This is a genomic window from Marinobacter sp. MIT930201, from assembly GCF_047122665.1.
Taxonomy (GTDB): domain Bacteria; phylum Pseudomonadota; class Gammaproteobacteria; order Pseudomonadales; family Oleiphilaceae; genus Marinobacter; species Marinobacter salarius.
Window position 1 is genome coordinate 878569 of sequence record NZ_CP138916.1, and the last position, 24779, is coordinate 903347.

The 24779-nt window shown below is 55.4% G+C and carries 33 protein-coding genes; 8 read left to right on the plus strand and 25 right to left on the minus strand.

Annotated features, from left to right (window positions below):
* Positions 1 to 18: 18 nt before the first annotated feature.
* The 21 genes from SIC19_RS04175 to SIC19_RS04275 all read right to left on the minus strand — a co-directional run bounded on the left by SIC19_RS04175 (position 19) and on the right by SIC19_RS04275 (position 12284).
* Positions 19 to 504 carry a GNAT family N-acetyltransferase gene (locus tag SIC19_RS04175; RefSeq protein WP_178380789.1) on the minus strand — a complete coding sequence of 162 codons (486 nt, stop codon included), beginning with the start codon at positions 502 to 504 and terminating at the stop codon, positions 19 to 21.
* A 118-nt stretch (positions 505 to 622) separates the two neighbouring features.
* Positions 623 to 1009: a tautomerase family protein gene (locus SIC19_RS04180; protein ID WP_036204345.1), complete on the minus strand. Its 387-nt coding sequence runs from the start codon at positions 1007 to 1009 to the stop codon at positions 623 to 625.
* Positions 1010 to 1056: 47 nt separating this feature from the next.
* A complete protein-coding gene (locus SIC19_RS04185; protein ID WP_178380790.1) occupies positions 1057 to 1410 on the minus strand; it encodes a GNAT family N-acetyltransferase in 354 nt (117 codons plus the stop codon).
* Positions 1346 to 1525 (minus strand): hypothetical protein, encoded by a 180-nt coding sequence (locus SIC19_RS04190; RefSeq protein ID WP_127400811.1) that lies wholly within the window; start codon positions 1523 to 1525, stop codon positions 1346 to 1348. Before SIC19_RS04190 ends, SIC19_RS04185 begins: the two co-directional genes overlap by 65 nt.
* A 175-nt stretch (positions 1526 to 1700) precedes the next feature.
* Positions 1701 to 2036: a HigA family addiction module antitoxin gene (locus SIC19_RS04195; protein WP_273633663.1), complete on the minus strand. Its 336-nt coding sequence runs from the start codon at positions 2034 to 2036 to the stop codon at positions 1701 to 1703.
* Entirely contained in the window at positions 1957 to 2169 is a 213-nt protein-coding gene (locus SIC19_RS04200; protein ID WP_127400810.1) for a GNAT family N-acetyltransferase, read from the minus strand. The genes SIC19_RS04195 and SIC19_RS04200 overlap by 80 nt, the downstream gene beginning before the upstream one ends.
* Complete coding sequence (locus tag SIC19_RS04205) at positions 2150 to 2569, minus strand: DoxX-like family protein (RefSeq protein WP_075195939.1); 420 nt, start codon at positions 2567 to 2569, stop codon at positions 2150 to 2152. Before SIC19_RS04205 ends, SIC19_RS04200 begins: the two co-directional genes overlap by 20 nt.
* Complete coding sequence (locus tag SIC19_RS04210; RefSeq protein ID WP_075195940.1) at positions 2544 to 2981, minus strand: thiol-disulfide oxidoreductase DCC family protein; 438 nt, start codon at positions 2979 to 2981, stop codon at positions 2544 to 2546. The genes SIC19_RS04205 and SIC19_RS04210 overlap by 26 nt, the downstream gene beginning before the upstream one ends.
* Before the next feature lie 142 nt (positions 2982 to 3123).
* Positions 3124 to 3525 (minus strand): GFA family protein, encoded by a 402-nt coding sequence (locus SIC19_RS04215; protein ID WP_075195941.1) that lies wholly within the window; start codon positions 3523 to 3525, stop codon positions 3124 to 3126.
* Between the two features lie 61 nt (positions 3526 to 3586).
* Complete coding sequence (locus SIC19_RS04220) at positions 3587 to 4213, minus strand: hypothetical protein (protein WP_075195942.1); 627 nt, start codon at positions 4211 to 4213, stop codon at positions 3587 to 3589.
* Positions 4214 to 4307: 94 nt separating this feature from the next.
* Positions 4308 to 4595: a helix-turn-helix domain-containing protein gene (locus SIC19_RS04225; RefSeq protein ID WP_012137897.1), complete on the minus strand. Its 288-nt coding sequence runs from the start codon at positions 4593 to 4595 to the stop codon at positions 4308 to 4310.
* Positions 4588 to 4899 carry a type II toxin-antitoxin system RelE/ParE family toxin gene (locus tag SIC19_RS04230; protein ID WP_012137896.1) on the minus strand — a complete coding sequence of 104 codons (312 nt, stop codon included), beginning with the start codon at positions 4897 to 4899 and terminating at the stop codon, positions 4588 to 4590. The genes SIC19_RS04225 and SIC19_RS04230 overlap by 8 nt, the downstream gene beginning before the upstream one ends.
* Before the next feature lie 64 nt (positions 4900 to 4963).
* The gene (locus SIC19_RS04235; protein WP_075195943.1) at positions 4964 to 5554 is read right to left on the minus strand and encodes a hypothetical protein; all 591 of its coding nucleotides are present in this window, start codon (positions 5552 to 5554) and stop codon (positions 4964 to 4966) included.
* A 132-nt stretch (positions 5555 to 5686) separates the two neighbouring features.
* On the minus strand, positions 5687 to 6010 hold the full coding sequence (locus SIC19_RS04240) for a hypothetical protein (RefSeq protein ID WP_075195944.1): 324 nt from the start codon (positions 6008 to 6010) through the stop codon (positions 5687 to 5689).
* Between the two features lie 3 nt (positions 6011 to 6013).
* Complete coding sequence (locus SIC19_RS04245; protein ID WP_075195945.1) at positions 6014 to 6427, minus strand: GNAT family N-acetyltransferase; 414 nt, start codon at positions 6425 to 6427, stop codon at positions 6014 to 6016.
* A gap of 632 nt (positions 6428 to 7059) precedes the next feature.
* Positions 7060 to 7569, minus strand: coding sequence for a hypothetical protein (locus SIC19_RS04250; protein WP_127400809.1), 510 nt, complete (start codon positions 7567 to 7569; stop codon positions 7060 to 7062).
* Positions 7566 to 7898, minus strand: a complete 333-nt coding sequence (locus tag SIC19_RS04255; RefSeq protein ID WP_075195948.1) for a hypothetical protein — start codon at positions 7896 to 7898, stop codon at positions 7566 to 7568. Before SIC19_RS04255 ends, SIC19_RS04250 begins: the two co-directional genes overlap by 4 nt.
* Positions 7899 to 8541: 643 nt before the next feature.
* Positions 8542 to 8931, minus strand: coding sequence for a hypothetical protein (locus tag SIC19_RS04260; RefSeq protein WP_127400808.1), 390 nt, complete (start codon positions 8929 to 8931; stop codon positions 8542 to 8544).
* A gap of 86 nt (positions 8932 to 9017) precedes the next feature.
* Positions 9018 to 9611 (minus strand): hypothetical protein, encoded by a 594-nt coding sequence (locus SIC19_RS04265; protein ID WP_075195950.1) that lies wholly within the window; start codon positions 9609 to 9611, stop codon positions 9018 to 9020.
* Between the two features lie 170 nt (positions 9612 to 9781).
* Positions 9782 to 10285, minus strand: a complete 504-nt coding sequence (locus tag SIC19_RS04270; protein ID WP_075195951.1) for a copper chaperone PCu(A)C — start codon at positions 10283 to 10285, stop codon at positions 9782 to 9784.
* Between the two features lie 28 nt (positions 10286 to 10313).
* On the minus strand, positions 10314 to 12284 hold the full coding sequence (locus tag SIC19_RS04275; RefSeq protein ID WP_075195952.1) for a hypothetical protein: 1971 nt from the start codon (positions 12282 to 12284) through the stop codon (positions 10314 to 10316).
* Between the two features lie 105 nt (positions 12285 to 12389).
* Here SIC19_RS04275 and SIC19_RS04280 point away from each other — a divergent pair, with 105 nt between their 5' ends.
* Positions 12390 to 13394 (plus strand): glycosyl transferase family 90, encoded by a 1005-nt coding sequence (locus tag SIC19_RS04280; protein ID WP_041336153.1) that lies wholly within the window; start codon positions 12390 to 12392, stop codon positions 13392 to 13394.
* Positions 13395 to 13432: 38 nt separating this feature from the next.
* Here SIC19_RS04280 and SIC19_RS04285 read toward each other — a convergent pair whose 3' ends face one another.
* Positions 13433 to 14017 (minus strand): histidine phosphatase family protein, encoded by a 585-nt coding sequence (locus SIC19_RS04285; RefSeq protein WP_041336157.1) that lies wholly within the window; start codon positions 14015 to 14017, stop codon positions 13433 to 13435.
* Between the two features lie 123 nt (positions 14018 to 14140).
* Between SIC19_RS04285 and SIC19_RS04290 the strand changes: the two genes are divergently transcribed.
* From SIC19_RS04290 to SIC19_RS04315, 6 genes are all read left to right on the plus strand, one after another.
* On the plus strand, positions 14141 to 14593 hold the full coding sequence (locus SIC19_RS04290) for a YaiI/YqxD family protein (RefSeq protein ID WP_041336161.1): 453 nt from the start codon (positions 14141 to 14143) through the stop codon (positions 14591 to 14593).
* A 70-nt stretch (positions 14594 to 14663) separates the two neighbouring features.
* A complete protein-coding gene (locus SIC19_RS04295; protein ID WP_041336163.1) occupies positions 14664 to 16454 on the plus strand; it encodes an ABC transporter ATP-binding protein in 1791 nt (596 codons plus the stop codon).
* Between the two features lie 85 nt (positions 16455 to 16539).
* Complete coding sequence (locus tag SIC19_RS04300) at positions 16540 to 17313, plus strand: ABC transporter ATP-binding protein (RefSeq protein ID WP_041336165.1); 774 nt, start codon at positions 16540 to 16542, stop codon at positions 17311 to 17313.
* Complete coding sequence (locus SIC19_RS04305; RefSeq protein WP_036204309.1) at positions 17303 to 18235, plus strand: iron-siderophore ABC transporter substrate-binding protein; 933 nt, start codon at positions 17303 to 17305, stop codon at positions 18233 to 18235. Before SIC19_RS04300 ends, SIC19_RS04305 begins: the two co-directional genes overlap by 11 nt.
* Complete coding sequence (gene fhuB / locus SIC19_RS04310) at positions 18225 to 20255, plus strand: Fe(3+)-hydroxamate ABC transporter permease FhuB (protein ID WP_075195953.1); 2031 nt, start codon at positions 18225 to 18227, stop codon at positions 20253 to 20255. The genes SIC19_RS04305 and fhuB overlap by 11 nt, the downstream gene beginning before the upstream one ends.
* 317 nt (positions 20256 to 20572) lie before the next feature.
* Positions 20573 to 21700, plus strand: coding sequence for a PQQ-dependent sugar dehydrogenase (locus tag SIC19_RS04315; RefSeq protein WP_127400807.1), 1128 nt, complete (start codon positions 20573 to 20575; stop codon positions 21698 to 21700).
* A 24-nt stretch (positions 21701 to 21724) separates the two neighbouring features.
* Here the strand turns inward: SIC19_RS04315 and SIC19_RS04320 are convergent, their stop codons facing one another.
* A complete protein-coding gene (locus tag SIC19_RS04320; protein ID WP_007152016.1) occupies positions 21725 to 22138 on the minus strand; it encodes a GFA family protein in 414 nt (137 codons plus the stop codon).
* Positions 22139 to 22261: 123 nt separating this feature from the next.
* On the opposite strand from SIC19_RS04320, the gene dkgB reads away from it, so the two are divergent.
* Entirely contained in the window at positions 22262 to 23071 is an 810-nt protein-coding gene (gene dkgB, locus SIC19_RS04325) for a 2,5-didehydrogluconate reductase DkgB (protein ID WP_075195954.1), read from the plus strand.
* On the opposite strand, the gene SIC19_RS04330 is transcribed toward dkgB, so the two are convergent.
* Together SIC19_RS04330 and SIC19_RS04335 are read right to left on the minus strand one after the other, a co-directional pair.
* Complete coding sequence (locus SIC19_RS04330) at positions 23040 to 23726, minus strand: DUF6064 family protein (RefSeq protein WP_075195955.1); 687 nt, start codon at positions 23724 to 23726, stop codon at positions 23040 to 23042. The two genes, dkgB and SIC19_RS04330, sit on opposite strands and share 32 nt — an antisense overlap.
* Positions 23726 to 24649, minus strand: coding sequence for an aldo/keto reductase (locus SIC19_RS04335; protein ID WP_036204296.1), 924 nt, complete (start codon positions 24647 to 24649; stop codon positions 23726 to 23728). Before SIC19_RS04335 ends, SIC19_RS04330 begins: the two co-directional genes overlap by 1 nt.
* Between the last annotated feature and the right edge of the window lie 130 nt (positions 24650 to 24779).

Consider the following 24779-nt stretch of genomic DNA (forward strand, 5'->3'; position numbering starts at 1 on the left):
TAGCGTCTCTTGACCTCGTTAAGCATTTGACTCCAGGGCATAACTCTGCAGATCAAGGCCATAGAATTTGGTGCCGGGCGTCGGGTTGAAAAAATAGGGCTCGATTTCCTCAAAGCCCATTAACTCGTATAGTTCCTGGGCTTTTTTCGTAGGAGGCACGGCATCCAAAACGACTCGGGTATAACCCATTCTTTTCAGCTTCAATAGCAGATTGTCCATGAGCACACGCCCGAGTCCCTTACCCTGATACTGTCGACGTACGTACAGGCGCTTCACCTCGGCTGTGTACTCGTCAATCCGTCTAAACCCAACACCACCGGCGATACGAAAACGTTCTATTGCGAATGTATATTGGCCGCTAGGCGGCGAGAACAGTGCTTCGAGCGAGGCCATCTCTCCCTCAAAATCCTGATAGGAAAGATCGATACCCAGCCAATCTGCATACTCGAGAATAAGCTTTCTTAACTCATCGCTATCTGCGGGGAAGACCACATCCCTGATCATAACCATCTCTTCCGTGTTTTAGACTATTGCTCAACACCTTTGTTTGGCAGCGCCCCTGTGGCTTAACGAAAAGGCATTCGGTGGAGGCCGGAGGCCCAAAACGTACTTGAGCGACCTGCTACACATTGACTGAATACTTAAGGTCACGTGCCTCGTCTCCAGTCATACCCCGAAATCCCCAACAATGGGCAGGCTGCTCCTTAATTGTCACTTCGATATCTACAGGAGATATGCCAACCACAGACTCAATTTTTCTGAAAAGTTCCTTGATCAAAGCCTTTTGGGTCTCTGGAGCCCTCCCCTGCATCATATTGATCTCTATGGCAGTGTAGGCTGGAGTTCTGCCACCTGGGTAATAAAAATCTTCGGCATCCATAGGGATAAAACGATGAGCCCGCTTGTCTTCCGGCATTCCGAGTACGGATTGCATGCATCCGTGAATGACCTCAGAGAGCTGAGCTTTGACCGGGTTAAGGTGTTCTTTGATTCCATATATGACTATCACGATGCCTCCTGCAATATGTGTAACGCTCCCATAACTCAATTCGATAATTAAGAGATTCTATACTCCATGAATACAGCTTCTGGGTGAGGGTTGAACCGGTACGGCTCGATTTCCTTGAAGCCAAAAGCTTGGTACAACCGCAAGGCCTTATCAAGCTCACGAACGCTGTCGAGTCGCACTGAACCATAACCCATTTCCTTCGCCTGACAGAGCAAAGCTTCAGTCAGAGCTTTACCGATACCCATGCCATGGTAGTCTGGCAAAACATACATCCGCTTCATCTCAGCAACTCCGGGCTCGAACTCTCTGAGGCCGACAGCACCAACATGCACTCCCTCAAAAGAGCTCAGCAATAGCGCACCTTTGGGTGGACCGTACAATTGGCAGCGATGCCAACTCACTGGAAAAGCCCTGAAACTCCAAATCCAGCCCTAGAAATTCTGCATATGCACGAATCAACCTACCACCCAAATCAAACTGTTCGGCGGTCTCAGCCACCTCAATACTTACGGACATCCTTATCTCCTAACGCTGGCTTTTGCGACGGTTTTGTTAGTCACGCCACGGTTTGAGCATGACCTCTAACTGAATCATACAAGATGATGACTGAGAGCCAGGTGGCCGCTGGCGCGGCCCCAAAAAGACTATTGCTTATTGATCCCAAGAAGGATCATATGGGTTATGCGCTTCTTCAGGCTGCAACAAGCCTCTTCACGTTGAGCTCTTTGCGATGTTGTTCGGCATGCCAGAGTTCATATTGGGACTGCTGATTCAACCAGCTTTCTGCCGAAGTATCGAAAGCAATAGAGAGCCGGATCGCCATTTCAGGACTGATGCCAGCTTTGCCATTTAACACGGCACTTAGCGTTTTGCGGCTAACACCCAATGCTTTAGCCGCCGCCGTGACAGAGAGGCCAAGGGGCTCAAGACAAAGCTCTCGCAGTACTTCACCCGGGTGCCAGAGAGTTCGTGCAAACGAAGGCCGGGTAAGTCCATATCTTTGGCATTCGCCGCTGCATCGCCTCAACTATTTTCCTACCAACACCTTTACCGTGTTGATCTGGGTGCACGAGTAGCTGATGGTAATACACTACCAAGCTACCGTCTGAAATTGGGTTACCGAGGCTAATGAGCTCGCCATTAATCCTCGTGGTTACCACTCTCTACCACGCTCAGAAGGTGCAAACTAACGATTGCAAGCGCGGCTACAGCGACATTCGTTGACACAGGGTTGAAGGCTGCCCCAAGCAGCATGGGCTGCATCAGAGCCACAAATGCCAGCAAGCCGATCATTGCAATCAATGTAACGACTATCGGCCATCGCTGGCGCCAAAATATCAAGACAACAGCCGACATGGTGATCTCTAGTACGCCACCGATAGTTGCCAACTGCAACGCACCAGCCGGTGAAAAGCCCGCTGCCATCCCCATAGCCAGTTCATCCTCATGCGGATAGAGCAGTTTCGGAATCAAGCCATGATAGAACCAAATAAAGGCGATAGCGCCACGGCAGACTGCATAGCTAAAAAATGGGCTACTCGCCCAGGAACCTCGAATCATGATCTTTATCCGGAATCATACAAACTTCATAGCGACCGAAAAGCTTGTAACGATTTAGTGCGATGCGGTCGTAAAGCCAGTCCCGAATGACTGAGGGGACAACCCAGCCAATACAGAAAAGTGGCCACGGCCATGGTAACCGAAGCATTACTCTGAAAAACGCTGAGGACTTCGTGTATATGTTGGGCCCTTCAGCAAGCAGCATGGTTTCGTATGAATCCGTTGGGAAACCATGCGATTCCAGAATGGCCTGGCCTTCAGGTGACTGAACAGTCGCCAACTTGAATCGACGCTTTCTATCAAACCTGATGAGGAACCGCGCCCACGCGGAACACAATCGGCACACTCCGTCGAACAGGACCACTCGATCCTCGGGGGCAATATTTGCTTCAGATTGCGATTGTTGTTTCATAACTGAGGTAACGTCTACTTTAAAGCGCCGGTGCCGAACACAGCGAAGTACCGGCTGGTTTGAACGGTTTTTTATATTTCACTCTGCTAAACGCGCCAGAGCATGCTCTTCCGCCAAGAATCTCTGGTTATGTGATCCTAGCTCACTCTGGCAGGACCTCGAACTCTGGCACGTCTCCAATCGCTTCGTCCCAAACCGCTCTGCTCGATGTAAAGATGTGCGCAGTTGGCAACACAGAGACTTCAGTGTCCAAACACCCTGCGGGAACAACGAGCAAACCTGCGACCTGAGTGTTTGGCAATGCCGAACCACACAACTTACAGAAGCTTTTGTTATGACGAGTGCCAGGGAGCGTAAAGGAAGTCACAGCATCTACACCCGACTGCCAGACCAATTTAGCTGACTGCGAGAATAAATTTGCCGCATGAGCGGATCCCGTATCTTTCTGGCAATACTCACAATGACACAGGTAAAAGCTGTCGAAGTCCCCATGGACCTCAAATTTCGCTGTGCCACACAGGCAGGAACCGACATGCTTAGTCATAGGATTCTCTTCTATGATCTGCAGGTGACGCGGCACATCAATGCCTCACTCAATCGATATATCAGCGTTCATCTGCAAGTGAGTTATTAGATACCTCGCTGAGATCGATTTTCTTTACATCTCGCAAATTCCTGAAGTCCTTAGACATAAGCCTTGCCAAGAATGAAAAAACCAACATCACTAACATTCCTAGGAAGCTGGTTACACTGTTATCTGAAAACAGTAGCTGAGTGGCCATCAGAAGACCAAGAAAGAAAATTATCGAAGCCGAGACTAAAGAGTATAAAGAGGCGAACTTCTCGAACCTAGATATCGACAGCTTTAGTCCGCCGTCAGAGGAGGGCTCCAAATACCTCGAGATTCCTTGCAATCTATCAAGAGAAACGTTACCCGATAAATAAAGTCGCATTAACGCTTTCGACTTTTTTGGTGATGACTTTATTCCAGAGACCACCCTAAATACCTCATTGTTTTTCAAGTCACTTAGAAAATCCCTATGAAGCCCAGACTCCTTGACTATCTCGGATAGATCAGCAATTCGCCTATATGATCTACGAATAATGTACTCCTCATAGAAGTCGTAAATGCTTTTGGCAACTTTCAGAGCTAGCCCAACAACCGACACCATCACTGCAAAGACTAAGGTGACGGAATGCTCTTTTAGTATGTCAGCGATCTCTATGCCCATAATTATTTACAACTCCCACCATCACCGATGACACAGCCACAGCGAAGCGGGGGTTCTGGCATCCGGTACATAGCTTGATGACACCTCATCTTGGTCAGTGAAGCTGATTAAAAACTTCCGGGTGTTGTTCAGCAATGCGCAAAAGAGCAACCGCTGGGCCTTGTGGCTCCCTGCGTCCTTGCTCCCAATCCTGAAGAGTTCGCACGCTCACTCCCATAAGACCTGCAAACGCTGATTGCGACATATTCAACTTCAGCCTAATCACTTTGGGCGGTGAGGGCTCAGAAAGCTCATGTGTTCGTAGAGCCAATTTGCCCTTCTTGAATTGCTTGATTTCATTGATACCGTCAAGAATCTCTGCTCCAAGGTTCCTGTCACCCATTTTTGATCGCCTCCGCTATCTGCTTGAGCGTATGGCCAGGAATGCTGGCGCGCTCTGATTTACTGTACAGCGTGAGCATCCATATCTCGTGGTCAGACTTCTTCCAGTAGTAAATGGCTCTGATACCACCGCTCTTTCCCGAACCCGCTGGTGCCCATCGAACTTTACGAACGCCACCCGAGCCTTTGATTAGATCCCCGGCATCCGGCTTCTGCAAAAGGTAGGTTTGAAGCCCACGGTATTCCTCGTCCGTGAGGTAGTTCGGCAATAGCTTGGTGAACGTTGAGGTTTCGATGAATAGCATTACCAGAATATACGGCTCTGCCGTATAAATCTCAAGATCGGAGCCGTAAAATGTAACGTAGCTTTCACACCGTACATTGATCGACTGAGAGCTTATCCATCACTTCTTGTCGAATGTTTGAGAGTTCCGGCGTTTTATCTACCAAGTTCCAATGATCTTCAATGCTCCAGTCCTTACAGGAAATCTTTTCACCGAAGTGGGTTTCAACCTCTATTCCGGCGGTATGGTAGCGCAAGAACGGCCGCTCAAGGTCATGCCCAGATTTTGTGAGGCCTAGGCGGCCAAACTTTTGATCTGAGGTTCTGGCAATTCGAGCTACTGGGAAGAATACTAACTCCTCAAAGGGAATTCCTGCCTCGTATAAGGACACCATTGCTGATACCGGAATAGCGTGTTCGCAGACTACTGGGATCTCAGGATTTAGACCCACTTCGCGATAGAGACAGCCGAATTTTCGAGAACCAGCCATACCCATGAAATCATGACACCCTCTCAACCTGCGATTGATTTCGTCTCGCTTTTCTCTGGGCCTGCGAAAAAAAGCAACCTTCTCAATTGTAAAAAGGTTCGCTTTGCAAAGCGCAATCTGCTCTGCAACCACATCCGCAGTTGTGGCGCCATGTTTGTTTCTTATACCAGGGATGGAAATCGTCATTTCATCGAACACCCGCCATAAACGGCCGCAAAAGCCGCTTCATAGTTACAACTGCGAAGTACATCGTGGTTTCACCATATACCCATACAAACACTTACAAACATGGTGACAGAGCACCAGTAAGGCTAATGCTCACCAAACAAAGACCTTCAAAACGCAAAGGATTGAGAAAACCACCACCAACCCAAGCCATCCACAGAACCTGGTAACTCCGACCGGAAACCGAACATTCAATTCCGGGAACAGAATTGCCCCAAAGGAGACCGCCGGGACAAACCCGAAAATATGGCCCAAATGAGTAGCCGTTATCCCCAGTTTGGGGGGAACGTACAAATAGATCGCCAGATAAATCACCATGAAAGCTGATGCATAGGCAACCTGCACCTCGTAGAAATCCTCACGATTCAAGACCAAGTACAGGACGATCAGTGCCGAGGCTACCGTGATTTCAATCACTTTCTATAAACCAGTAACGTTGGTGTTCATGAGAGCACTGTTCCCAGAAAAGCCAAACTTCTCATACAACCCTTGAGCATCACGGGTTTGCAATACCATTTGAGTGCCCTTGATGGCCGGATGCGCAACCAAACATTCCATAATCCACTGCCCCAGCCCCGCACCCCGAAACTCCGGCTCAACGACAATATCTGCTACCCAGGTAAACGTAGCGCTGTCGGTGACGGCTCGCCCGAAACCAATCTGCCTGGAACCACAGTAAAGACTGAAGCAAATGGAACCAGCAACCATACTGTCCACAATTTCTCTGGGACGGCGGCTCCCCCAATAGGTTGCGGCAAGCAAGCGGTGGACAACATCCAGTTGCACCCGGGATTTGTCGTCGGTGATAAGATATTCGTTCTTGCGCCACTCCATCGATGGCTACTCCCTGATTCAAAACGCCGAAATGGGGCTTTATCCCTTTCCTGCAGCACCGGCGGAACTACAGTTAGTTGACTGGTTAAGCTGCACTGCCCCCATAGCATGACCTTAGCACCTTGTGACGGTGCCGAAAGACGAACCGGTAAGCTGGCGCGAGAAGGTATGTCAGTAGGGGCACTCTGCATTGGAACTCAACAGTATCGGTAACCAGACAGTTTGCCCCACTACAATCAATATCCCTACAGTGATGCCACAACTTGTTGGTTAAAGAGTAGGACGTCTCCGCAAAACCCCGTTGACGATCCATGCTCTGGAAAAAGAACGTGTGCCTGTCGATCGGGATGATCCCAAAAAGCAGTATCCAGCTCGAAAAAAGCACTCGCCCCGTAGGCCACTCGAAGATCGGTCGGTTAGCCCATTGGGGAGACGCGGTCATGCGTATAAGAGGGCTCAGCTCCGAGTTTACTCCTCTCATGGTGAGAAGCTCGCTGACCTCATCTGGACTGATTTCAAGCTTGCTCGATACTTCGAATTTCACTCAGGTTTTCCGTGGACGTTAATGCGAAGCTCACCGATGGTTTTTACAGAACGGAGCGGCGTATCAGCCATCCATGTACAGCGAATTTTTACAGCCCATTCGCAGATTCCAGCCTTTCGATTATCGGAATATCACGAAAAGGCTTCTGGAAGTACGGTATCGACTCGAGATTTTTCTTCATGTCGTCAGGCAACTGAAGATACCTTTCCTTGAGCGCCCACGTTTCCTTTCCATACATCAGGGGTTTCACGCTGGAAATCAAATCCTCGACCTCAGCGTAGGCAGTAGATGCCTCTAGCATGCCGATTGTGTATGCCAAATCAGTCAGGTGGGGCTTTTGGCACTCATTCGCCATCGCCGCACTTCGGGTAATAAGAAAGACTCGCACTTCTTCATACTCGTACTGCCGGAGTAGATCGAAAACGTCTGAATCCGGCATGCCGTTTTCAGCAGCCTTTGAATCACACCTCACGATCGCCGCTTCCAATCGCTCTATATTTGACTCGATATACTGCTGAGAGATAGACGCATCCCCGGCCTGACATGATGCGGAAAGCCAACTTAAACACAGAACAATAGCTGCTTTACCCATTCTCATGGCTGACACCCCGCCTCGACTGCCCGCCAGAATTGAGTCTGTTCGTAGGACAAGCCAGCGCGTAAACGTTGCATCTGGGAGATGGTCACAATTCTCTTTTTGACAATCGGTGAAATGTGGGTCATTGCTTCTGCAAACTGAGCCCAATCCGTGGAGTGGATATTGTACGCAGCCTGTGCGGAGTTGTTGCCGAGGAAAATGGTGGTTAGAACACCTGCCGGCAACATGATTTCCAGCATATTCCCATTGCGCTGCGCATTTCGAATGGCTTCGATAGCTTCCAGATCTTCGGAGTCCAGCCGAAGTCCGGAAATGGTTGGACATTCCATGTGTCCTGCTCTCCTTTCCTTGAGTTCCGTACGACTGCCAAATGTTAACCCAAAGGTTGGCTAGGCTCAAAAGCCATGTTGTTTGCGGTATGCGCGCCCTTGGAATGGGATTAAAGGCTTAATAGCTGGTGACCCTGCCCCCGATGGAACGACCGGTTAGGTCGTGATCTAAGGCCACCTAAGAGCGCCCCTATATGTGTTTACTGTGAGTACCTGACAGCCCCACAAGGCTGAGGAGGAAGGCGTTCTCGCTCACGGTTTGGGTTGGCCGCTGGCGCGGCCAAAAAAATGACTATTGCCTATTGAATCCGAGAAGGCTCATATGTGTTAGATTTCAAAGTATCTAGTTGGTTCATTAGGATCGATTACCACGATCCTGTCCCAATCATGTTCAATTCGGACTTGATTGCGAAACATCTCTAGATCGTAGTCGTCAATTCCGAAGCCAACATAGTCTACGAGGGTAAGCCACCACTCTGGGTATCTACTTCTGACTTTGGAGACCTTTCTCAACTTTTCGGCAGCGCAGTAGCGAATATTCTTTTCCATCTCAGCTAAGACCAAACCGCCGGACTCTTCATCGCTACAACCTCCGATCAAAAACATTGTTGAGTGCCGGTTGCTTGCCGGAAAAATGTCGAGTTCAAAATCTCCATTCCGAAAAATAGTCCCTTTTTTTCTGAAGGGGATTCTCAGCAGATGACTGGAGAGCAGTTTTTATCTTTGGGCCAAGAGTTTTCCATGGAGCAACCGGGCGAGCAAAACGGAAAAAAACAAACCAACTTTGCCCAAACAATGGCGGACCGAGGCTTTTGGTAAGGTCATCAATTTTTCTCCAGAGTGGTATCTCTACCTCTTCAAGTCCCCTAAATTTCCCACCATCGAAGTGATTCTGGTTTAGACGTCGAACCTCCACAGCAATAGTGCCGCCCAGTAAGAAATCGGGCGGTACGTTACCGTCTGGTTCATAAGTAATGTCTTTAAAACCGCGGTGACGTAAGTGCCGTTCAACATATCTTTCAGTTGGATCCAAGTCGGCTCCTAGAAAATTAACGCCAGAATAAGCCGCCGTTTGGAGCGCCGGCGCAAAACGGTCGGCTTGATTCACTTGTTAAAAAATCAGGAAAATATGAATTTAAAAATAGCTGCTGTCAGAGCAACTATACTACCCACAGCAATCTTCGCTGCATGTTCTCTCCACCAAGGCGAGATTTCTGGCTCTGTCTTTTCTTTAACAAAGGCTCCCGATTCACGGATTAGTGAATATAGATCGCAGTCTGAAAAATGCTCTTCCGTCGAACTCTCGAATCGCCATTGTAGATCATCTTCTTCAGCCCCTCGCCTGGATAAATTTTCGTGAGCAATTCTCCTGTCTAAGCTATCTGTATAAAAGCTTAAATGAGAGCAGAAAAAGCCGAAGCGCTGGTAAGTCACCTCTGGACAGAAGTTTGAAATAAATGAAACTTGGTCATCAACTTTGAAGACCGAGGTCGCCTGCTCCTCAACCTTTGGCCACAAATCGGACTTGCTCCAATAGTTCAGCAACTGATTATCTTCTTCTGCGTTGAGCGACGTACCTCCAATATCGCCATGAAGGGATATGCTTTGGTAATAACGAGGGCACCTTTTTACAGAGGCATAAGGGCAGCGCGTCGGCAGGGATTTTGCCCCACTAATCTCTTTGTACCAGTCCTTACCAGGCACAACTGTCAATTTCTATTTTCCTTTTTAACAGCGTGTTATACGAACTCGTTCGCAAAACTCCGGGCGTATATCCAGCATTCGTATAATTCCACACACCTACCCGCACATAGTCCAAAAACTCAATATAGTTCATAAACTTAAACCATGCATCCAAAGTTCTGGAATCGGTGTTCTACGAATCAATGCCCGGAATGATCCATCCCATCCCCTTCCATCTTCATCTCCCCATCCAGCGGCGCAACCTTCAGTTCAACCTCCATGGTTTCCGCGCCATCAAAGCTCACCGTCAGCGGCACGCGCTCCCCTTCTTTCAACGGCCCATCCAGTTTTTCCAGCATCATGTGGTAGCTGTGGGGTTTGAGCTCCACGGTTTCACCGGCGGGGATGGTCAGGCCACCTTTCAGAGGGCGCATGCTCATGGTGCCGTCGGTCATGGTGCTTTCGTGAATGGAGACGCTCTTCGCCCTGGGCGTGGTAGCGCTGGTCAGGGTGATGTCGCTGTCGCTGTGGTTGGTGATCACCATGTAGCCAACGCCCATGGGTACACCGGGAGGCGTCGGGCGGCTCCAGGGGTGATTGATGGTTACGGAGTCTGAGGAATGATCGTGGGCGGCGGCCGGGGTGACAATCAGGGTGCTGCAGGCGATCAGGGCGCTGGCGGCCAGTTTTTTGAGTGGGTTCATGTTCCTTGTTACCTCATCAATGGTTGTTTCAATGGAAGTCGTCGTCAGGGCCGTGGCGTTCCGGTTTCAGGAAACGTGTGCCGCCAGAGCGCGAATTCAGTTGCTGGATATTGGTTGGCGCACCGGTTCCATCCAGCTCTACCAAGCCGATACCGGCGTTGTTCCATAGCCGTTCGCCAGCATCACGCCCCTCGGGCAGCCTGGGGCTCACTCGCATGCGCCGGCGCTTGGTAAACCAGTTCAGCGGGGACCAGGGCGCGTACAACCAGCGATTGATCCTATCCAGCCACTCCATAAGGGTGTGGGGGAATTCGTTCTTGAGGCCGCTGCTGGTAATTTGCCAGATTCTGGGCCGTTCCGGCCTGTGCCGCAGTCGAACATCGTAGACGAATGAGTAATGTACGTCACCCGAGAGAATCACGAAGGTTTCCGGTGTGCGGGAGTGGCCGAAGATATTGAGCAGAACATTGGCAGCACCCCGGTGGGCCATCCAATTTTCAGCGTCCACCACCAGGGGTTTGCCGAAGAAGGTGAACACACTCTGGATGGCTTCAATCAGTTTTACACCGAACATGGGCGCAGGCGACACCACAATGACAGCGTCTTCGCCCATCACATCCTGCTGGAATTCGGTCAGCGCTTCCCAGTCCAGCAGGCCGGAAGGCCGCGCCCGATTAAGCTCGCTTCGCCATCGGCGGGTGCGGGTATCCAGCACCACCACTTTAGGTGACGTCTGCAGGGAGTAGTGCCATTGCTGAAACTGCAGCAGATCATCAATCAGTTGGTCCTGCCCGGCGTGATTAAACACGCCACCCTGCTCTGCGGAGGCGGCCAGTTCCTTGATGGCCGGCATGATGTCATCGAAGACGTCAGGGTTGTTGCCCCAGCCCTGGCACAACAGGTAGGCCACCAGGGCATTGCCAACGATGCGCCGGGAAAACGGGTGTTCATAGGTGGTGGTTTCCCAAAGGGCAGACAGGTTCCAGTCGTCGGTCACGTCGTGATCGTCAAAGATCATGTAGGTAGGCAAGTGTGCCAGCGCCCGGGAAGCTTGTGGCAGGCCAGCGACGAAGTCATCGATGGCGGCCTGCTGGTCCTGAAAAACGGCGGCATCCTTGGAAGCCAGCGCAGGCTGGTCCCGTTCGACCAGTTCCCAGCACACAGGCGACCACACCAAGAGGTACATGGCCATCACTTCGCTGAGGGAAATCAGGTGGTTGTGGGCATTGGCGGTGGTGAACACCGGTTTTCGCACACCGCCGAAGAATCGCTCGATCAGCGCTTCATTGCTACGCACATCCGGGAGCAGCTTTTCCCTGTGAAAGTAGGTGTCTGCGTTTTCCCGCAGGGTTTTGCTGTCGCTGACCGAACCGCCGGTGAGCGTTTCCTCGTACAAGCCCAGGCGGTCAATCAGTTGGTGTATGGCCCGCAGCATGGGGCCAGCGACATCGTCCGCGTATATCTGGTCGCCGGTCATCAACAACAATGCTGGCCGCTCTGTGATATCGCCTTCAGCTTCCAGTAACGATTGATCCACTCTCACCATACCGTCGGCAGCGGCGGAATGGGGCCGCCGGCAGGAACCATGGGCGATCCGGTCCAATCGCTCCCGGATCACGAAGTCAGACCGCTCGGCGCCCGGCAGGCACAGGTGTGGCGCCCATTTCCGTATCCATCGCTCGTCGCTCCCGCCCGAATCCACGGTGTCGTCCGAAACGCCCAGGTCGTACCCGATGCGGGTGTTTGCCGGCAACGAGTCGTTCAATTCAACGTCGATCAGATAGAGGTAGGCGGAGGCGCCGAATCGCACCCTGGTGACGTCCTTCTCTGTCAGTACCCGGTCCATCCATGGCTCATCCGCATCTTGCAGATACAGGCGCAATCTCAGGGCGAGCGCACAGGAGCCGACCAGCCAGAGCGTAAGCCGGTTGAGAGAGGTATGCCGGAGAACAGGCCCGGCCAACACCGGCGACAGGGGCTTTGAAGATCGCTCATTCATTTAATCCTCCTGACACACTTTGCTGTTTTAGTGGTGTCTACCTGACCTACTTCGGGCCCTTGCGTGCTGCGGAAGGCGCGCCTCAACCAACGTCTGGTGACAACAATGCGAGTCGGTGACAATTTTTCCAAGAACCTGCACAAACTGGGTTACTACTCCGGAAACGCGGTGCGCTCCCTGGTTCCTCGAGCCTACTGGCAATGGCAGTGCGACCTGCTGATGTCGGAATACGAGGCGATGACGGGCGAACGCAGAGCGGCGATTGACGCAAGGGTTGCGTACTACAATCGCCTTTCAAACCCGTTCACGCTACCAGCAACCGCCGAACCCGCCGGCGACTTTACCTTCGCCGGCAAAAGCAGCGCCTACTGCTTCGATTTTCGCAATCTGATCCAGTGTTTCCCCCGGAACCGAAAAGTGGACTACCAGTTCGGTGATGTAACCGAAATCCCGAACGAACCCCGTTTCGTGAAAAGCCGCCCGGTACGTCGTGATGCCTCCAACCGTAACTCAGTATTGCTCAAACTCAACTCGGTTCGGCATTACCAGTTTGTAGAGGACCCGACACCTTTCCGCCAAAAGAAGCCCCTGGCGGTGTGGCGCGGCAAGTCCAACCGCCAGCACCGCATCGAATTTGCTACCCGCTTTAATGACCACCCCCTCTGCGATATTGGCTGCACCCAACATAAGGAACCCGCACCCCAGCCCTACCACAAGGACTTCATGAGCATTGAGGAACAGCTGCAGCACCAGTTTGTGGTGAGCGTGGAAGGCATTGATGTGGCGACGAACCTGAAGTGGATCATGGCCTCCAATTCCCTGTGCCTGATGCGCCGGCCCCGCTTTGAAACCTGGTTCATGGAAGGCTCACTGGTGCCCGGTTATCACTATGTAGAACTGGCCGATGACCACTCTGACCTGCCGGAAAAAGTACGCTATTACCAGAATCACCCTGAACAGGCAGAGGCCATCATTGCCAACGCCAACCGGTATGTAGAGAAGTTTTTCGATCAGCAGATGGAACAGACCATTGCACTGCTGGTAATCCAGAAATACCTTCACCTGAGCGGGCAGGAGGTGTACGACCTCCCACGCCTGAAGGCCGGTTGACCGATAGATAGGGAACATCGAGCCCTGGATTTGAGCGCCTAACTCCCCGGCGACACACGCGCCAGTATCGTCGGGTTTTCTGACAACGGCAGTGCCATAACCACTCCCTCGTTCGACGATGGGTATATGCCGGTCAGTGCCGTAATATTTACCTGATGGGATACCAGCACCACTGGCAGGCCTGGCTCCATTTCATTCACAATGGCGATGGTCTGCTGGGTATGCATGTCTGAGTTGCTACGGTTCTGGAAAAACGAGTTCAGCGACATCATCTCCTTCACCGGCCCCACATCCATTCCCCGCGCGGTATCGAGGCAGCGGCACCACTGACTGCTGAAGACCCTGGCCTCCTCAACGCCATGCTCCGCCAAATAGACCTTCCAAGCCCGCGCCTGCTCGCGCCCTTCGGCATTCAGGTTTCGCTGCGTGCTGCAATCGTCGACATCAAAGTTCGCGGGGTCGCCTGTTCCCGGTGCCAGGGCGTGTCGCAACATCAAAACCGCCCGGCCTTCCCGGAGAGCCTCCCAGGCCTCTGATTCATCGGCGTACGCAGTTCCTGCAAAAAGGGAAATCAGCCCCAGCGAAAACACAAGAAGTGCAGTAAGAACACTGTGAGTCTTCATAAGTTTGTGATCCTCCACCCGCAAAGCATGCAACCACGTAATTAATACGCACCCCAAACCTACCAGGCTCACATCATCAAAAGGTAAACTTCACCAAGCACCGAACCAACAAAGGAACCAAACATGCCAATCTGGGTCGACGCCGACGCCTGCCCCGTGCCCATTCGGGAAATCCTCTGCCGCGCCGCCACCCGCTGGCAGGTCGATACCACCTTCATCGCCAACCACGCCATTAACCTGCCCCCGAGCCCTTACATCAAACGCCGGCAGGTACCCCAGGGTTTCGACGTGGCCGACAACGACATCATTGACCAGATGGAGACAGGCGATCTGGTGATCACCCAGGACATCCCCCTGGCTGCCGAAGCCATCGAAAAAGGCGCGGACGTGTTCAACCCGCGCGGCCAGGCTTTCACCAAAGAGAATATCCGCCAGCGCCTGGCTATGCGCAACTTCATGGAAGAAATGCGCAATGCTGGCCAGGTCACCGGTGGCCCGGCGCCCTTCAGCCAGACCGACCGCAAGGAATTCGCCGACAAGCTTGACCGCTGGCTGCAACAGAACGCCAGTAGGTGATAATGATTCCATTTTAAATTCTCGACAAATCCGCTACGCTTGCCGCTTTCTGGCGCAAGCGGAGCGAACCATGACACAGTCTTCCCCCCACACCACCAGCAGCTTTGCCGCCCTGGGCCGACTGCTGAAATACGCTCGCGGCTATCGTCGCCAGATCATTACCGCCACCACTTGCTCCATCATCAACAAGTTGTTCGATATCGCACCGGAGATCCTGATTGGTATCGCCATCGACGTGGTGGTAAACAAGGAAGAAAGCTTTGTGGCGGGCCTGGGCTTTGAGACCGCTCAGGAGCAGATCACCATCCTGGCTGTGCTGACCTTCTTTATCTGGGCCGGCGAATCGATATTCGAGTACCTGTTCCAGATCCTCTGGCGCAACCTGGCTCAACGCCTGCAGTCCGACCTGCGGCAAGACGCCTACGAGCATGCCCAGAAGCTGGACATGAGCTTCTTTGAAGCCCGCAGCTCAGGGCAACTGGTCGCCACCATGAACGACGACGTCAACCAGTTGGAGCGTTTCCTGGATGGCGGCGCCAACGCCATGATTCAGGTGGTGGTGACGGTCGTTGCCGTAGGCGCTGTGTTTTTCGTATTGTCACCGCTCATTGCCCTGCTGGCGTTTACTCCCATTCCGCTGATTATCTGGGGCGCGTTCTACTTCCAGCGCAAGGCTGGCCCGCTGTACGCCGACGTGCGCGAGAAGGTCGGTGACCTGTCGAGCCGGTTGGCCAACAACCTGGGCGGCATTGCCACCATCAAGAGTTTCACAGCCGAAAACCGGGAAGCGGAGCGGCTGAAAGCCAGCAGTGAAGCCTATGTGGACGCAAACCGCCGGGCCATTCGCATCAGCTCCGCGTTTATTCCGGTGATCCGCATGGCGATCCTGGCGGGTTTCCTGGCCACCTTTACCGTGGGCGGCATGATGGCCCTGGAAGGCTCTCTGAACGTCGGTGCTTACGGCGTGCTGGTGTTCCTGACCCAACGTTTGCTGTGGCCTCTGACCGGCCTTGCGGAAGTAATCGACCTGTTTGAACGAGCCATGGCCAGCACCCGCCGCATCCTGGACCTGCTGGCTGAGCCGGTTCACGTTCGGGATGAATCCGGCAAAACGCTGGAACAGCCGGTGAAGGGCGAAGTCACCTTCGAGGGCGTGAGCTTCCACTACCCGTCCAGCGGTGCCGGTATCGACGACATTTCGGTAGCGGTACCAGCCGGCAATACCCTGGCGCTGGTCGGGGCGACCGGTTCCGGTAAGTCCACACTGATCAAGCTGTTGTTGCGTTTCTACGACCCCACGGGCGGCCAGATCCGCATCGACGGCCAGCCCATCCAGTCCGTCAGCCTGAAGTCCCTGCGGGAGGCCATCGGCCTGGTCAGCCAGGACGTATACCTGTTTGAGGGCAGCATTCGTGACAATCTCGCCTACGGCTCCCCCGGCGCGAGTGACGAACAGATTATCGAAGCGGCCAGGACGGCGGAGGCCTGGTCATTCATCGAGGCACTGCCCGAAGGGCTTGCCACCGCCGTGGGTGAACGAGGAGTTCGGCTTTCCGGTGGCCAGCGCCAGCGCCTTTCACTGGCCCGCGCACTGCTGAAAGACCCGCCCATTCTGGTGCTCGACGAAGCCACGAGTGCCGTGGACAACGAAACCGAGGCGGCCATCCAGCGCTCCCTGAAGCGGATCGGGCACAATCGCACCGTGATCATGATCGCGCATCGGCTGTCCACCATTGTGGATGCCGATACCATTGCCGTGGTAGCCGGCGGGCGCATTCTGGAATCCGGCCGCCATGAGGAACTGCTGGAGAACAACGGCCCCTATTCCGCACAATGGCGCGTACAGACCGGTCAGGCCTGACAGCACGCCATACATTGCCAGGCATACATTGATAGTAATTCGCATTTAGATTATTCTGCAGGCCCTCAGATCCATGGGAGCCTGCATGTCTGCGTTCTTTGAAGTATCCAGCCTGGGCGTGCACATTGGTGACGCTGCCATCCTTGACAACATCAACATCGAGTTTCGTGAAGGCGAGGTCACTGCCCTGCTCGGTCACAATGGCTCCGGCAAGTCCACGTTATTGAAAGTGCTGGCCCGCCAGATGTCGCCTTCTTCGGGCAATGCAAGCCTTCTTGGCAGCTCATTCCGGACCACCGGCGCGCGGGAATTCGCCCGTACGGTCGGTTACCTCCCCCAACATCCACCGGGCACGGACGGCCTCACCGTACGGGAACTGGTTGCCCTGGGGCGTTATCCCTGGCGCGGGCCTTTAGGCCGCTATACCGGCGAAGACCACCAGTTCATCGACCAGGCCATACACGATACCGGGCTCGACCACTTCCAGCACCGCTCTGTGGACACGCTCTCCGGCGGCGAACGCCAGCGCGCCTGGATTGCCATGCTGCTGGCGCAACAAACTCGCTGCCTGCTGCTGGACGAGCCGATTTCCGCCCTGGACGTCAAACACCAGGTGGAAACCCTGCGCCTGGTGCACCGCCTGGCCGAAGAACGGGAACTGACGGTGATTGTGGTACTGCACGATGTCGACCTGGCCGCCCGCTTCTGCGACCGCTTGGTGGCCCTCAAAGGCGGCCGGTTGATTGCAGATGGCAGTCCACGCGACATCATGGACTCGGGAATCCTGGAATCCATTTACGGCGTACCAATGGGGGTGATGGAGCGGGCGCCGGGCCAGTGGGTCTCGTATGTGCACTGAGCGTGTGGCTAAAACCCTGATTGCCATGGTGTTCATTGGTGCTCTGTCGCTGCCCGCCAGCGCCGGCACCTGGCAGCATGAAGGCGGCACCCTCACCCTGGACGAGCAACCTGAGCGGATTGTTGCCCTCAACTGGGCCGCCACAGAAGCCTTGCTGTTGCTGGGCGTGACGCCCGTGGGCGTCGCTGACCGCGATGGCTATGACGTGTGGGTGAATGAGCCGCAGCTTCCAGAGGAGGTTGCCAACATCGGCACCCGCGTCGCCCCCAGCCTCGAAGCCATTGCCGAACTCAAACCGGATCTGATTGTTACCAGTGCCGAAATGGCGCCCGCCGCAAAACTGCTGGAGCGTATCGCCCCCACTTACGTTATCAGTGTGTACAAAGAGGGCAGTCAACCCTTCGAGAAAGCCAGTGACATGCTGACCACCCTCGGCGAGATGCTGGGCCGCGAGGCTCGCGCCGAATCGATTCTGGCGGATATTGACACCACTCTGGAAACGCAACGCCGCCGGCTGGAAGCGGCGGGACTGACAGACCGGCCGGTTGCACTGGTTAATTTCATGGACGCCCGCCACGTGCGTATTTATGCCCCCAACGGCCTTTACCAGAGTGCCCTGAATGCCCTCGGGCTGGAAAACGCCTGGCCCCGGCAAGGCAACTTCTGGGGCTTCTCGGTGGTGGGCCTGGAATCCATAGCCCCTTATGAAGACAGCCGTATTGTGGTGATTGCGCCCACCGCCCCCGGGCTTGCAGACACCCTGGCCGCCAGCCCGTTCTGGACGTACCTGCCAGCGGTCAACCGCCATCAGGTTTACGAGATCGACGCCATCTGGCCGTTTGGCGGGGTTTTTCCGGTGAAACGGCTGGCCACCATGCTGACAGACAGCCTGCTGGCCGGGGGCTCTGACAATGTACGCTAGCACCTCCGGCATGCCTGCTTCCCGGCCTGATATGCCCGCCAGGCTGCCCATCGCCGCCACACTCCTCTGGCTGGGCGCGTTACTTGCCAGCGCCGCTCCCTGGCTCAACCAGTTGGATGCCGGCGCTGTGGTGTCAGCGTTCTGGGCCTTCAATCCGGACGACTATTCATCGGTTCTGGCTCACTTCAGCTGGGCGCCACGTGTATCCATCGCCATTCTGATTGGCTGCGGCCTGGGTCTGGCCGGGGCGGTTACCCAACAGGTGCTGGGCAACCCACTGGCTTCGCCTACCACCCTCGGTGTGGAAGCGGGTGGCCAATTCGGGGTGACCGTTGCCACGCTGTTCGCGCCCGGGTTACTGGCCTTCAGCCCGGATCTGGTGGCCATTGCAGGTGGCCTCATCGCCATCGGCATGGTCATCGCCCTGACGTGGCGGCTTGGTTTTTCACCCGTGACGGTGATCCTTGCCGGCCTTGTCATCACCTTCTTCCTGGGCGCCCTCAACATGGCATTTCTGCTGCTCAAGGGTGAGTGGCTGGGCAATCTTTTCATCTGGGGCGCCGGCTCCCTGGTACAGAACAATTGGGGGCCGTTCATGGAGCTGTGGCCCCGCGTGCTGATCATCTCGGTGCTGATATTGCTGCTGATGCGCCCGTTGCAGGTGCTGCAACTGGGGCAGTCGTCCGCCAGTTCACTGGGTGCCAGGGTCGGGCTTATTCGGGCACTGGCTCTGTTCCTGGTGGTACTGATGACGGCAACGGTTGTCAGCCGGGTGGGCGTCGTGGCCTTTGTGGGGCTGGCAGCGCCGGTACTGGCACGCCTGCTGGGCGCGCGTACATTAGCCAGTCGCATCCTGTGGAGCACGCTCATGGGCGGCGGGCTATTGCTGCTGGCGGATACTCTGGCGCATTGGGCATCTACCTGGGGTGATGGCTCCCTGGTGCCGACGGGAACCACCACGGCCCTCATTGGCGGCCCCATCATCCTGCTGGCGTTACAGGGTTTCAGAAACACCCATCACATGCCCGGGCAGGAATCCAACTTTGCGGGCTTCCAGCCCAGGCGGCGCGCGCCGTTGCTGGTCAGTGGTATCGTGACCGGGCTGATCGCACTGACCGTTGTCGTTTCCATGGGTTGGTCCCCGGGCCTGGATGGCTGGAACTGGACACCTGTCACCCAATGGGACAATGCCTGGGTGTGGCGCGGCCCGCGCCTGTTGGCCGCCATGCTGGCAGGGGTCGCATTGGGTCTCGCCGGCACGCTGATTCAGCGGATGACAGGTAATCCAATGGGGAGCCCGGAGATGTTGGGTATCAGCGGCGGCGCCGCGCTGGCCATGGTTCTTATCGTGCTCACCGGCGCGGATGTAGGCCGGGCCGGGCAGCTTGGCGCTGCGACGCTCGGCGCGGCCGGCGCACTCGGGTTATTGATTCTCCTGGCCCGAAAACATCGATTCGCCGGTAACCAACTGCTGCTGGGCGGCCTGGCCCTGTATGTATTCATGGATGCGGGGCTGAGATTGGTCATGGCCTCCGGCGGCACCGTCGCGTCACAACTGCTGAACTGGATGTACGGTTCCACCTGGCTGGTTTCCGAAACCGAAGCGTTTGGGCTGCTGGGATTCATCCTTCTTATCTGCGGCGTTTTGGCGCTGATCGTAAGGCCCCTGACGCTCTTGCCTCTGGGAGATACTTCGGCATCGTCCCTCGGGCTTCCGGTCACTAAAGCCCGCCTGCTACTGCTGCTGCTTGCCGCGGTACTGACTGCATCGGCTACGGTGGTGATTGGCCCTCTGAGTTTCGTAGGGCTCATTGCACCGCACCTGGCACGGGTACTGGGGCAGCAAACCGTTGGCAGGCAATTGATCGTGGCCGGGTTGGTGGGTGGCCTTCTGTTGGCCCTGGCGGACTACCTGTCGCGCATTGTGGTCTTCCCCAACCAGTTACCGGCGGGCTTGCTGGCTGCGCTGGTTGGTGGCGTCTACTTCTTGTGGGGGCTAAGCCGGCACGGTAAAGCGTGACCGACGGGACGTGTCACCAGAGCACCAGGAGGCTGGCTATGATCAGAACAAACACACCGGCGCCGGCGGCCAGTTTCAGCCCTTCAATCGCTTCCTCTTCCGGGGTCATTGTACGTCTCCTTGTGTCCATGGGTATGGATGGTTCCCGTTGATATTGAAGTAACAGTACATGATACTCGCCCAAATGTTAATAGTTCTCATTAACGTTTTGGTAACGTCAGGGTCGTAATGTTATCGCCTGATACTGCCGGCCATTCCGTTCGTATCAAATGCTAGACTTTATCGATGCAGGAATAACCTGGCACGGAGATCATTCTATGAATCGACTCGGCAACATCGCGACTCTACTGGCGTTGGCTGGGCTGGCAGCGGCCGGGCCAGCCTTCGGGCAAACGTTCCGCTCAGACAAAGCCGACTTTCGTCTGGATACGGTCGCGGAAGGCCTGGAACATCCCTGGAGCCTCGCCTTTCTCCCCAATGGCTCACAGTTGGTGACCGAGCGCGAAGGCCGGCTACGCCGAATCGAGAATGGTGAATTGCAGGACAAGCCAATTGCCGGTGTTCCCGAGCTGGTGGTCTCCGGCCAGGGTGGCCTGCTGGATGTGATCCTGCATCCGGACTTCGAAAACAATCGCACTCTGTTCCTGAGTTACGCCCATAAGATCAGCCGCGACGGGCTGACGACCAGAGTGGCTCGTGCAACGTTGGACGGCGACCGGCTGTCAGAGGTTGAAGTGATTTTCGAGGCCCTCCCCCGAGGCAACACCAGCCGTCATTTTGCGGGCCGCATGGAATTTGATCGCGATGGCAATCTGTACGTCGCGGTGGGCGACCGGGGTGAAATGGACCGTGCCCAGGCCACCGATGACGATGCTGGCGGCGTTCACCGCCTGACCGTTGACGGCGCCCCCGCGCCGGGCAATCCGTTTGTCGACGACCCGTCAGTGAATGACACCTTCTTCACCTACGGCAACCGCAACATTCAGGGCATGACCATTCACCCGCAAACAGGCGACATCTGGAGCCATGAGCACGGCCCCAGGGGTGGCGACGAGATCAACATCATCCGTGCGGGTAACAACTACGGCTGGCCAGACGTCACCTATGGCATCGACTACTCCGGAGTGCCCATCACCAGCAAAACCACCATGGAGGGCGTGACCGACCCGCTGCACTATTGGGACCCGTCCATTGCCCCCTCGGGCATGGCATTCTATACCGGTGACGAATTCCCGGAGTGGCGGGGAGATCTGTTTGTGGGCGCCCTGAAAATGCAGAAGCTGGTGCGCCTGAGCATTGAGAACGGCACGGTCAGGGAAGAAGAAGATCTTCTGGAAGACCTGGGCGAACGCATCCGTGATGTGCGAATGGGGCCCGACGGTGCATTGTGGCTGTTGACGGACGCGGACAACGGCAAGGTCTACCGGATAGTTCCAGCAGAATAGTTCGACGAGGAAACCAGCGATGCGTCAGTGAGGATCGTTGGTTCTCTCGGTTTTCTCAAACTGCGGGGTATCGTCGGTGATGGTGAACCAGTCCGACTTGGAGCCCACATAAACGTGTGATGCCGGCCCCTTTTCCAGGGGCTCATTGATCACACCCACCCGCAGGCGCAGTATACCGGGGATGGCATCCACGCGGCTGTATAACTGGCTACCGCACCTGGGGCAGAACCCACGGTACTTTCCCGGCCGGGATTCGTATTCACGGATCAGGTCCTCACCCGCTGTAAAACGGGTACGGATTTTCTGGATCGGCGAACTGGCGGAAAATGCACTGCCGTGAGCCCGGCGGCACTGGCTACAGTGGCACAGGGCAATCGGCCCCAGAGGGCCGTCGTATTCAAGCTTTATATCGCCGCACAGGCATTGCCCTGTCAGCATAACGTGACCTCAACCATGGTTTCGCTTGCGGGTTCCGAAGGCCGGTATGATAACCACCCGCCACTTGAAGAACCAGCGGGTGGGCACCACATATAAGTCACAGCGTTCACGAAGGAGGACACTATGGCATTCAGCACACTTCCGAACATCGGTATGGGTACATTCCGCCTGAAGGGCAACGATGCAAGAGACGCCGTGAAGAGTGCCCTTTCCCTTGGCTACCGGCATATCGATACCGCCCAGATGTACGGGAATGAGGCTGAAGTAGGCGATGGCATTACCTCAAGCGGTATTCCGCGACGGGAGATTTTCCTGACCACAAAAGTGTGGCACGACCAGCTCCAGCACAGCGACGTGATCAACAGTCTGCACGACAGCCTGTCGCGACTGAAGACCGACCATGTCGACCTCACACTGATTCATTGGCCATCGCCGGGCGACGCCATCCCCATGGAGGAATACCTGGGCGCACTGCGCGACGCGCAACGCGAAGGGCTAACCACCCACATCGGGCTGTCCAACTTCACCTGCGCGCAAATGGACAAGGCAAAGGAAATACTGGGTGACACGGCGATTTTCACCAACCAAGTGGAAGTGCATCCGTTCCTGGCCAACCGCAAGGTGGTGGAGCATGCCCAGAAACTGGGCATAACCGTAACCGGTTACATGCCGCTGGCGGTGGGCAAGGTAATGGACGATGAAACCCTGGCTCGCATTGGCCGCGAACATAATGCGTCTGCTGCGCAGATTGCCATTGCCTGGGTGGCCTCCCGAGGGGTGGTACCGATTCCGTCGTCAACCCGACCCAAGCACCAGAAGTCCAACCTCGACGCGCTGAACATCACGCTCAGCGAGGATGAAATTGCGGAAATTGACGGCCTGGACCGTGGTGATCGGATCGCTAATCCGGATTTCGCGCCTGCCTGGGACTGACGAAGCAGGCCATCGCCGCCAACACCAGCGTGGTACCCGGAATGACCGCCAGCACCCAGGTGCCTAATGTCCAAAGGGTCGCCACGCTGAACAGTGACCATATCAGTGGTAATAATAGAAACAGCCACCGCACCCGGCGGGGAAACAGCAGCATGCAGAGCACCGCGCCCAACGCCGTGACGTCCGGTGTAACGGCGAACAGCGCTGCTGCCTGACCATTGCCGGTTTGAGCGACTGCGAGGAGAGGCGACAGCCCCATCAATGCGATCCAGCCGATGCCCATCAGCCAGCGAGACCATATCGGCCGGTTCGTTGCCGCATTCCAGGGCCAGAACAGCCCCGCCACCGTCAGTAAGGCACCCTGCAGGACAAAGGCCCAGCCGAACCAGATCGCTGGCAGATTGATCGGCCCGTAGTAATGCATCAGGAAGCCGGCCCCGCTCCATAGCCACGCCGCGGCCACCAGCAGCAGTGCACTGCGCCTCGCCATCCCATCCCCACGTACCAGTAAGGCGCCAATCGCGATCACCATCACCACCGCAACACCCTGCCATGGCCAGATATCCTGGTTGATGCGAAAAAAGAGCCGAAGAAACACCTCTGGCCCGAACATCAGGAAATCCGCCAGGGAATAGCTGAGCCAGGTGGTCCCCATCACAGCCCTGCGACATAGGCCGCCATTCGGCGCCGTTGTTTCTCATCCGGCAAAGCACCGTATAGGGCGCCCATGTTCTCCTTCATATGCTCAACGCTGGTGGTGGCCGGAATGGCACAGGTAACCGCCGGGTGGGAAAGGATGTACTTCAGGAAAAACTCCGCCCAGTTGCGGCAGCCCACCTCATCGGCCCAGGGCGGCAGTGCTTCGGACTGGAAGCGCCGGAACAGTCGCCCGCCCTGGAAGGGCCGGTTCGCAATCACGGCGATCCCGCGTTCCCTCGCCAAAGGCAGCAGTCGGTCTTCCGCCTCCCTGTCCAGCACGTTGTAGGTCAGCTGCACAAAGTCCAGCGGTTCCGTCTCCATGATGCGTGCAAAGTCTCCGTGCCTGCGGCCATGGGAGGTGGTAATGCCGATATAGCGCACGTCACCATCGGCCTTCATTTGCTGTAAGGTTGCCAGGTGTTGCTGCCAGGCCACCAGGTTGTGTACCTGCTGCAGGTCAAAACGCTCTATACCCCACTTCCTGCGGGATTCACGGTCCTGTTGCCGGGTTGCATCGCCGTCTCCGGTCCAGATCTTGGTGGCGGAAAACAGTTTTTCACGGGCATTGAGGGTGTCCAGCGCCTCACCCATCACCTCTGCCGCCGAGCCGTACATGGGTGAGCAGTCCACCAGGGTGCCACCGAGATCGAAAAAGGTTTTCAGTACCTCGGTACGCTGATCAATCAGATACTGGTCACCGCCGACATTGAAGGTACGCCAGGTGCCCATGCCAACGGCAGGCAACCGTTCGCCGGAGGAAGGAATGGGATTCATCATCACATCCCCCTTCGGAGCAGCCATCAGCGCAGGCATTCGACATGAAAGACCTGCCGCGGCCATGGCAGCCAGAAATCGCCGTCGAGTCAGTTCGTGCGCCATACTCACTCCATTTTCTGTTTCCATCATACTAATCAAGAGGTTGTACAAATGCTAACCAGTTGATTAGCATGGGCGCTTACATCCGTTAACAAAAACGCAATATAAACAACGCCCCTACTGGCATTTTTTA

Bases quoted from the DNA above. Each gene is read 5' to 3' on its own strand.
- SIC19_RS04315 (WP_127400807.1), top strand. From the start codon at position 20,573: ATGAATCGACTCGGCAACATCGCGACTCTACTGGCGTTGGCTGGGCTG.
- SIC19_RS04175 (WP_178380789.1), bottom strand. From the start codon at position 504: ATGATCAGGGATGTGGTCTTCCCCGCAGATAGCGATGAGTTAAGAAAG.
- SIC19_RS04285 (WP_041336157.1), bottom strand. From the start codon at position 14,017: ATGAAGACTCACAGTGTTCTTACTGCACTTCTTGTGTTTTCGCTGGGG.
- dkgB (WP_075195954.1), top strand. From the start codon at position 22,262: ATGGCATTCAGCACACTTCCGAACATCGGTATGGGTACATTCCGCCTG.
- SIC19_RS04220 (WP_075195942.1), bottom strand. From the start codon at position 4,213: ATGGGCATAGAGATCGCTGACATACTAAAAGAGCATTCCGTCACCTTA.
- fhuB (WP_075195953.1), top strand. From the start codon at position 18,225: ATGTACGCTAGCACCTCCGGCATGCCTGCTTCCCGGCCTGATATGCCC.
- SIC19_RS04235 (WP_075195943.1), bottom strand. From the start codon at position 5,554: ATGACGATTTCCATCCCTGGTATAAGAAACAAACATGGCGCCACAACT.
- SIC19_RS04300 (WP_041336165.1), top strand. From the start codon at position 16,540: ATGTCTGCGTTCTTTGAAGTATCCAGCCTGGGCGTGCACATTGGTGAC.
- SIC19_RS04280 (WP_041336153.1), top strand. From the start codon at position 12,390: ATGCGAGTCGGTGACAATTTTTCCAAGAACCTGCACAAACTGGGTTAC.
- SIC19_RS04190 (WP_127400811.1), bottom strand. From the start codon at position 1,525: ATGTCCGTAAGTATTGAGGTGGCTGAGACCGCCGAACAGTTTGATTTG.
- SIC19_RS04320 (WP_007152016.1), bottom strand. From the start codon at position 22,138: ATGCTGACAGGGCAATGCCTGTGCGGCGATATAAAGCTTGAATACGAC.
- SIC19_RS04230 (WP_012137896.1), bottom strand. From the start codon at position 4,899: ATGCTATTCATCGAAACCTCAACGTTCACCAAGCTATTGCCGAACTAC.
- SIC19_RS04335 (WP_036204296.1), bottom strand. From the start codon at position 24,649: ATGGCGCACGAACTGACTCGACGGCGATTTCTGGCTGCCATGGCCGCG.
- SIC19_RS04205 (WP_075195939.1), bottom strand. From the start codon at position 2,569: ATGATTCGAGGTTCCTGGGCGAGTAGCCCATTTTTTAGCTATGCAGTC.
- SIC19_RS04255 (WP_075195948.1), bottom strand. From the start codon at position 7,898: ATGGAATGTCCAACCATTTCCGGACTTCGGCTGGACTCCGAAGATCTG.
- SIC19_RS04330 (WP_075195955.1), bottom strand. From the start codon at position 23,726: ATGGGGACCACCTGGCTCAGCTATTCCCTGGCGGATTTCCTGATGTTC.
- SIC19_RS04210 (WP_075195940.1), bottom strand. From the start codon at position 2,981: ATGAAACAACAATCGCAATCTGAAGCAAATATTGCCCCCGAGGATCGA.
- SIC19_RS04275 (WP_075195952.1), bottom strand. From the start codon at position 12,284: ATGAATGAGCGATCTTCAAAGCCCCTGTCGCCGGTGTTGGCCGGGCCT.
- SIC19_RS04245 (WP_075195945.1), bottom strand. From the start codon at position 6,427: ATGGAGTGGCGCAAGAACGAATATCTTATCACCGACGACAAATCCCGG.
- SIC19_RS04250 (WP_127400809.1), bottom strand. From the start codon at position 7,569: ATGAGAATGGGTAAAGCAGCTATTGTTCTGTGTTTAAGTTGGCTTTCC.
- SIC19_RS04290 (WP_041336161.1), top strand. From the start codon at position 14,141: ATGCCAATCTGGGTCGACGCCGACGCCTGCCCCGTGCCCATTCGGGAA.
- SIC19_RS04295 (WP_041336163.1), top strand. From the start codon at position 14,664: ATGACACAGTCTTCCCCCCACACCACCAGCAGCTTTGCCGCCCTGGGC.
- SIC19_RS04225 (WP_012137897.1), bottom strand. From the start codon at position 4,595: ATGGGTGACAGGAACCTTGGAGCAGAGATTCTTGACGGTATCAATGAA.
- SIC19_RS04270 (WP_075195951.1), bottom strand. From the start codon at position 10,285: ATGAACCCACTCAAAAAACTGGCCGCCAGCGCCCTGATCGCCTGCAGC.
- SIC19_RS04305 (WP_036204309.1), top strand. From the start codon at position 17,303: ATGTGCACTGAGCGTGTGGCTAAAACCCTGATTGCCATGGTGTTCATT.
- SIC19_RS04215 (WP_075195941.1), bottom strand. From the start codon at position 3,525: ATGACTAAGCATGTCGGTTCCTGCCTGTGTGGCACAGCGAAATTTGAG.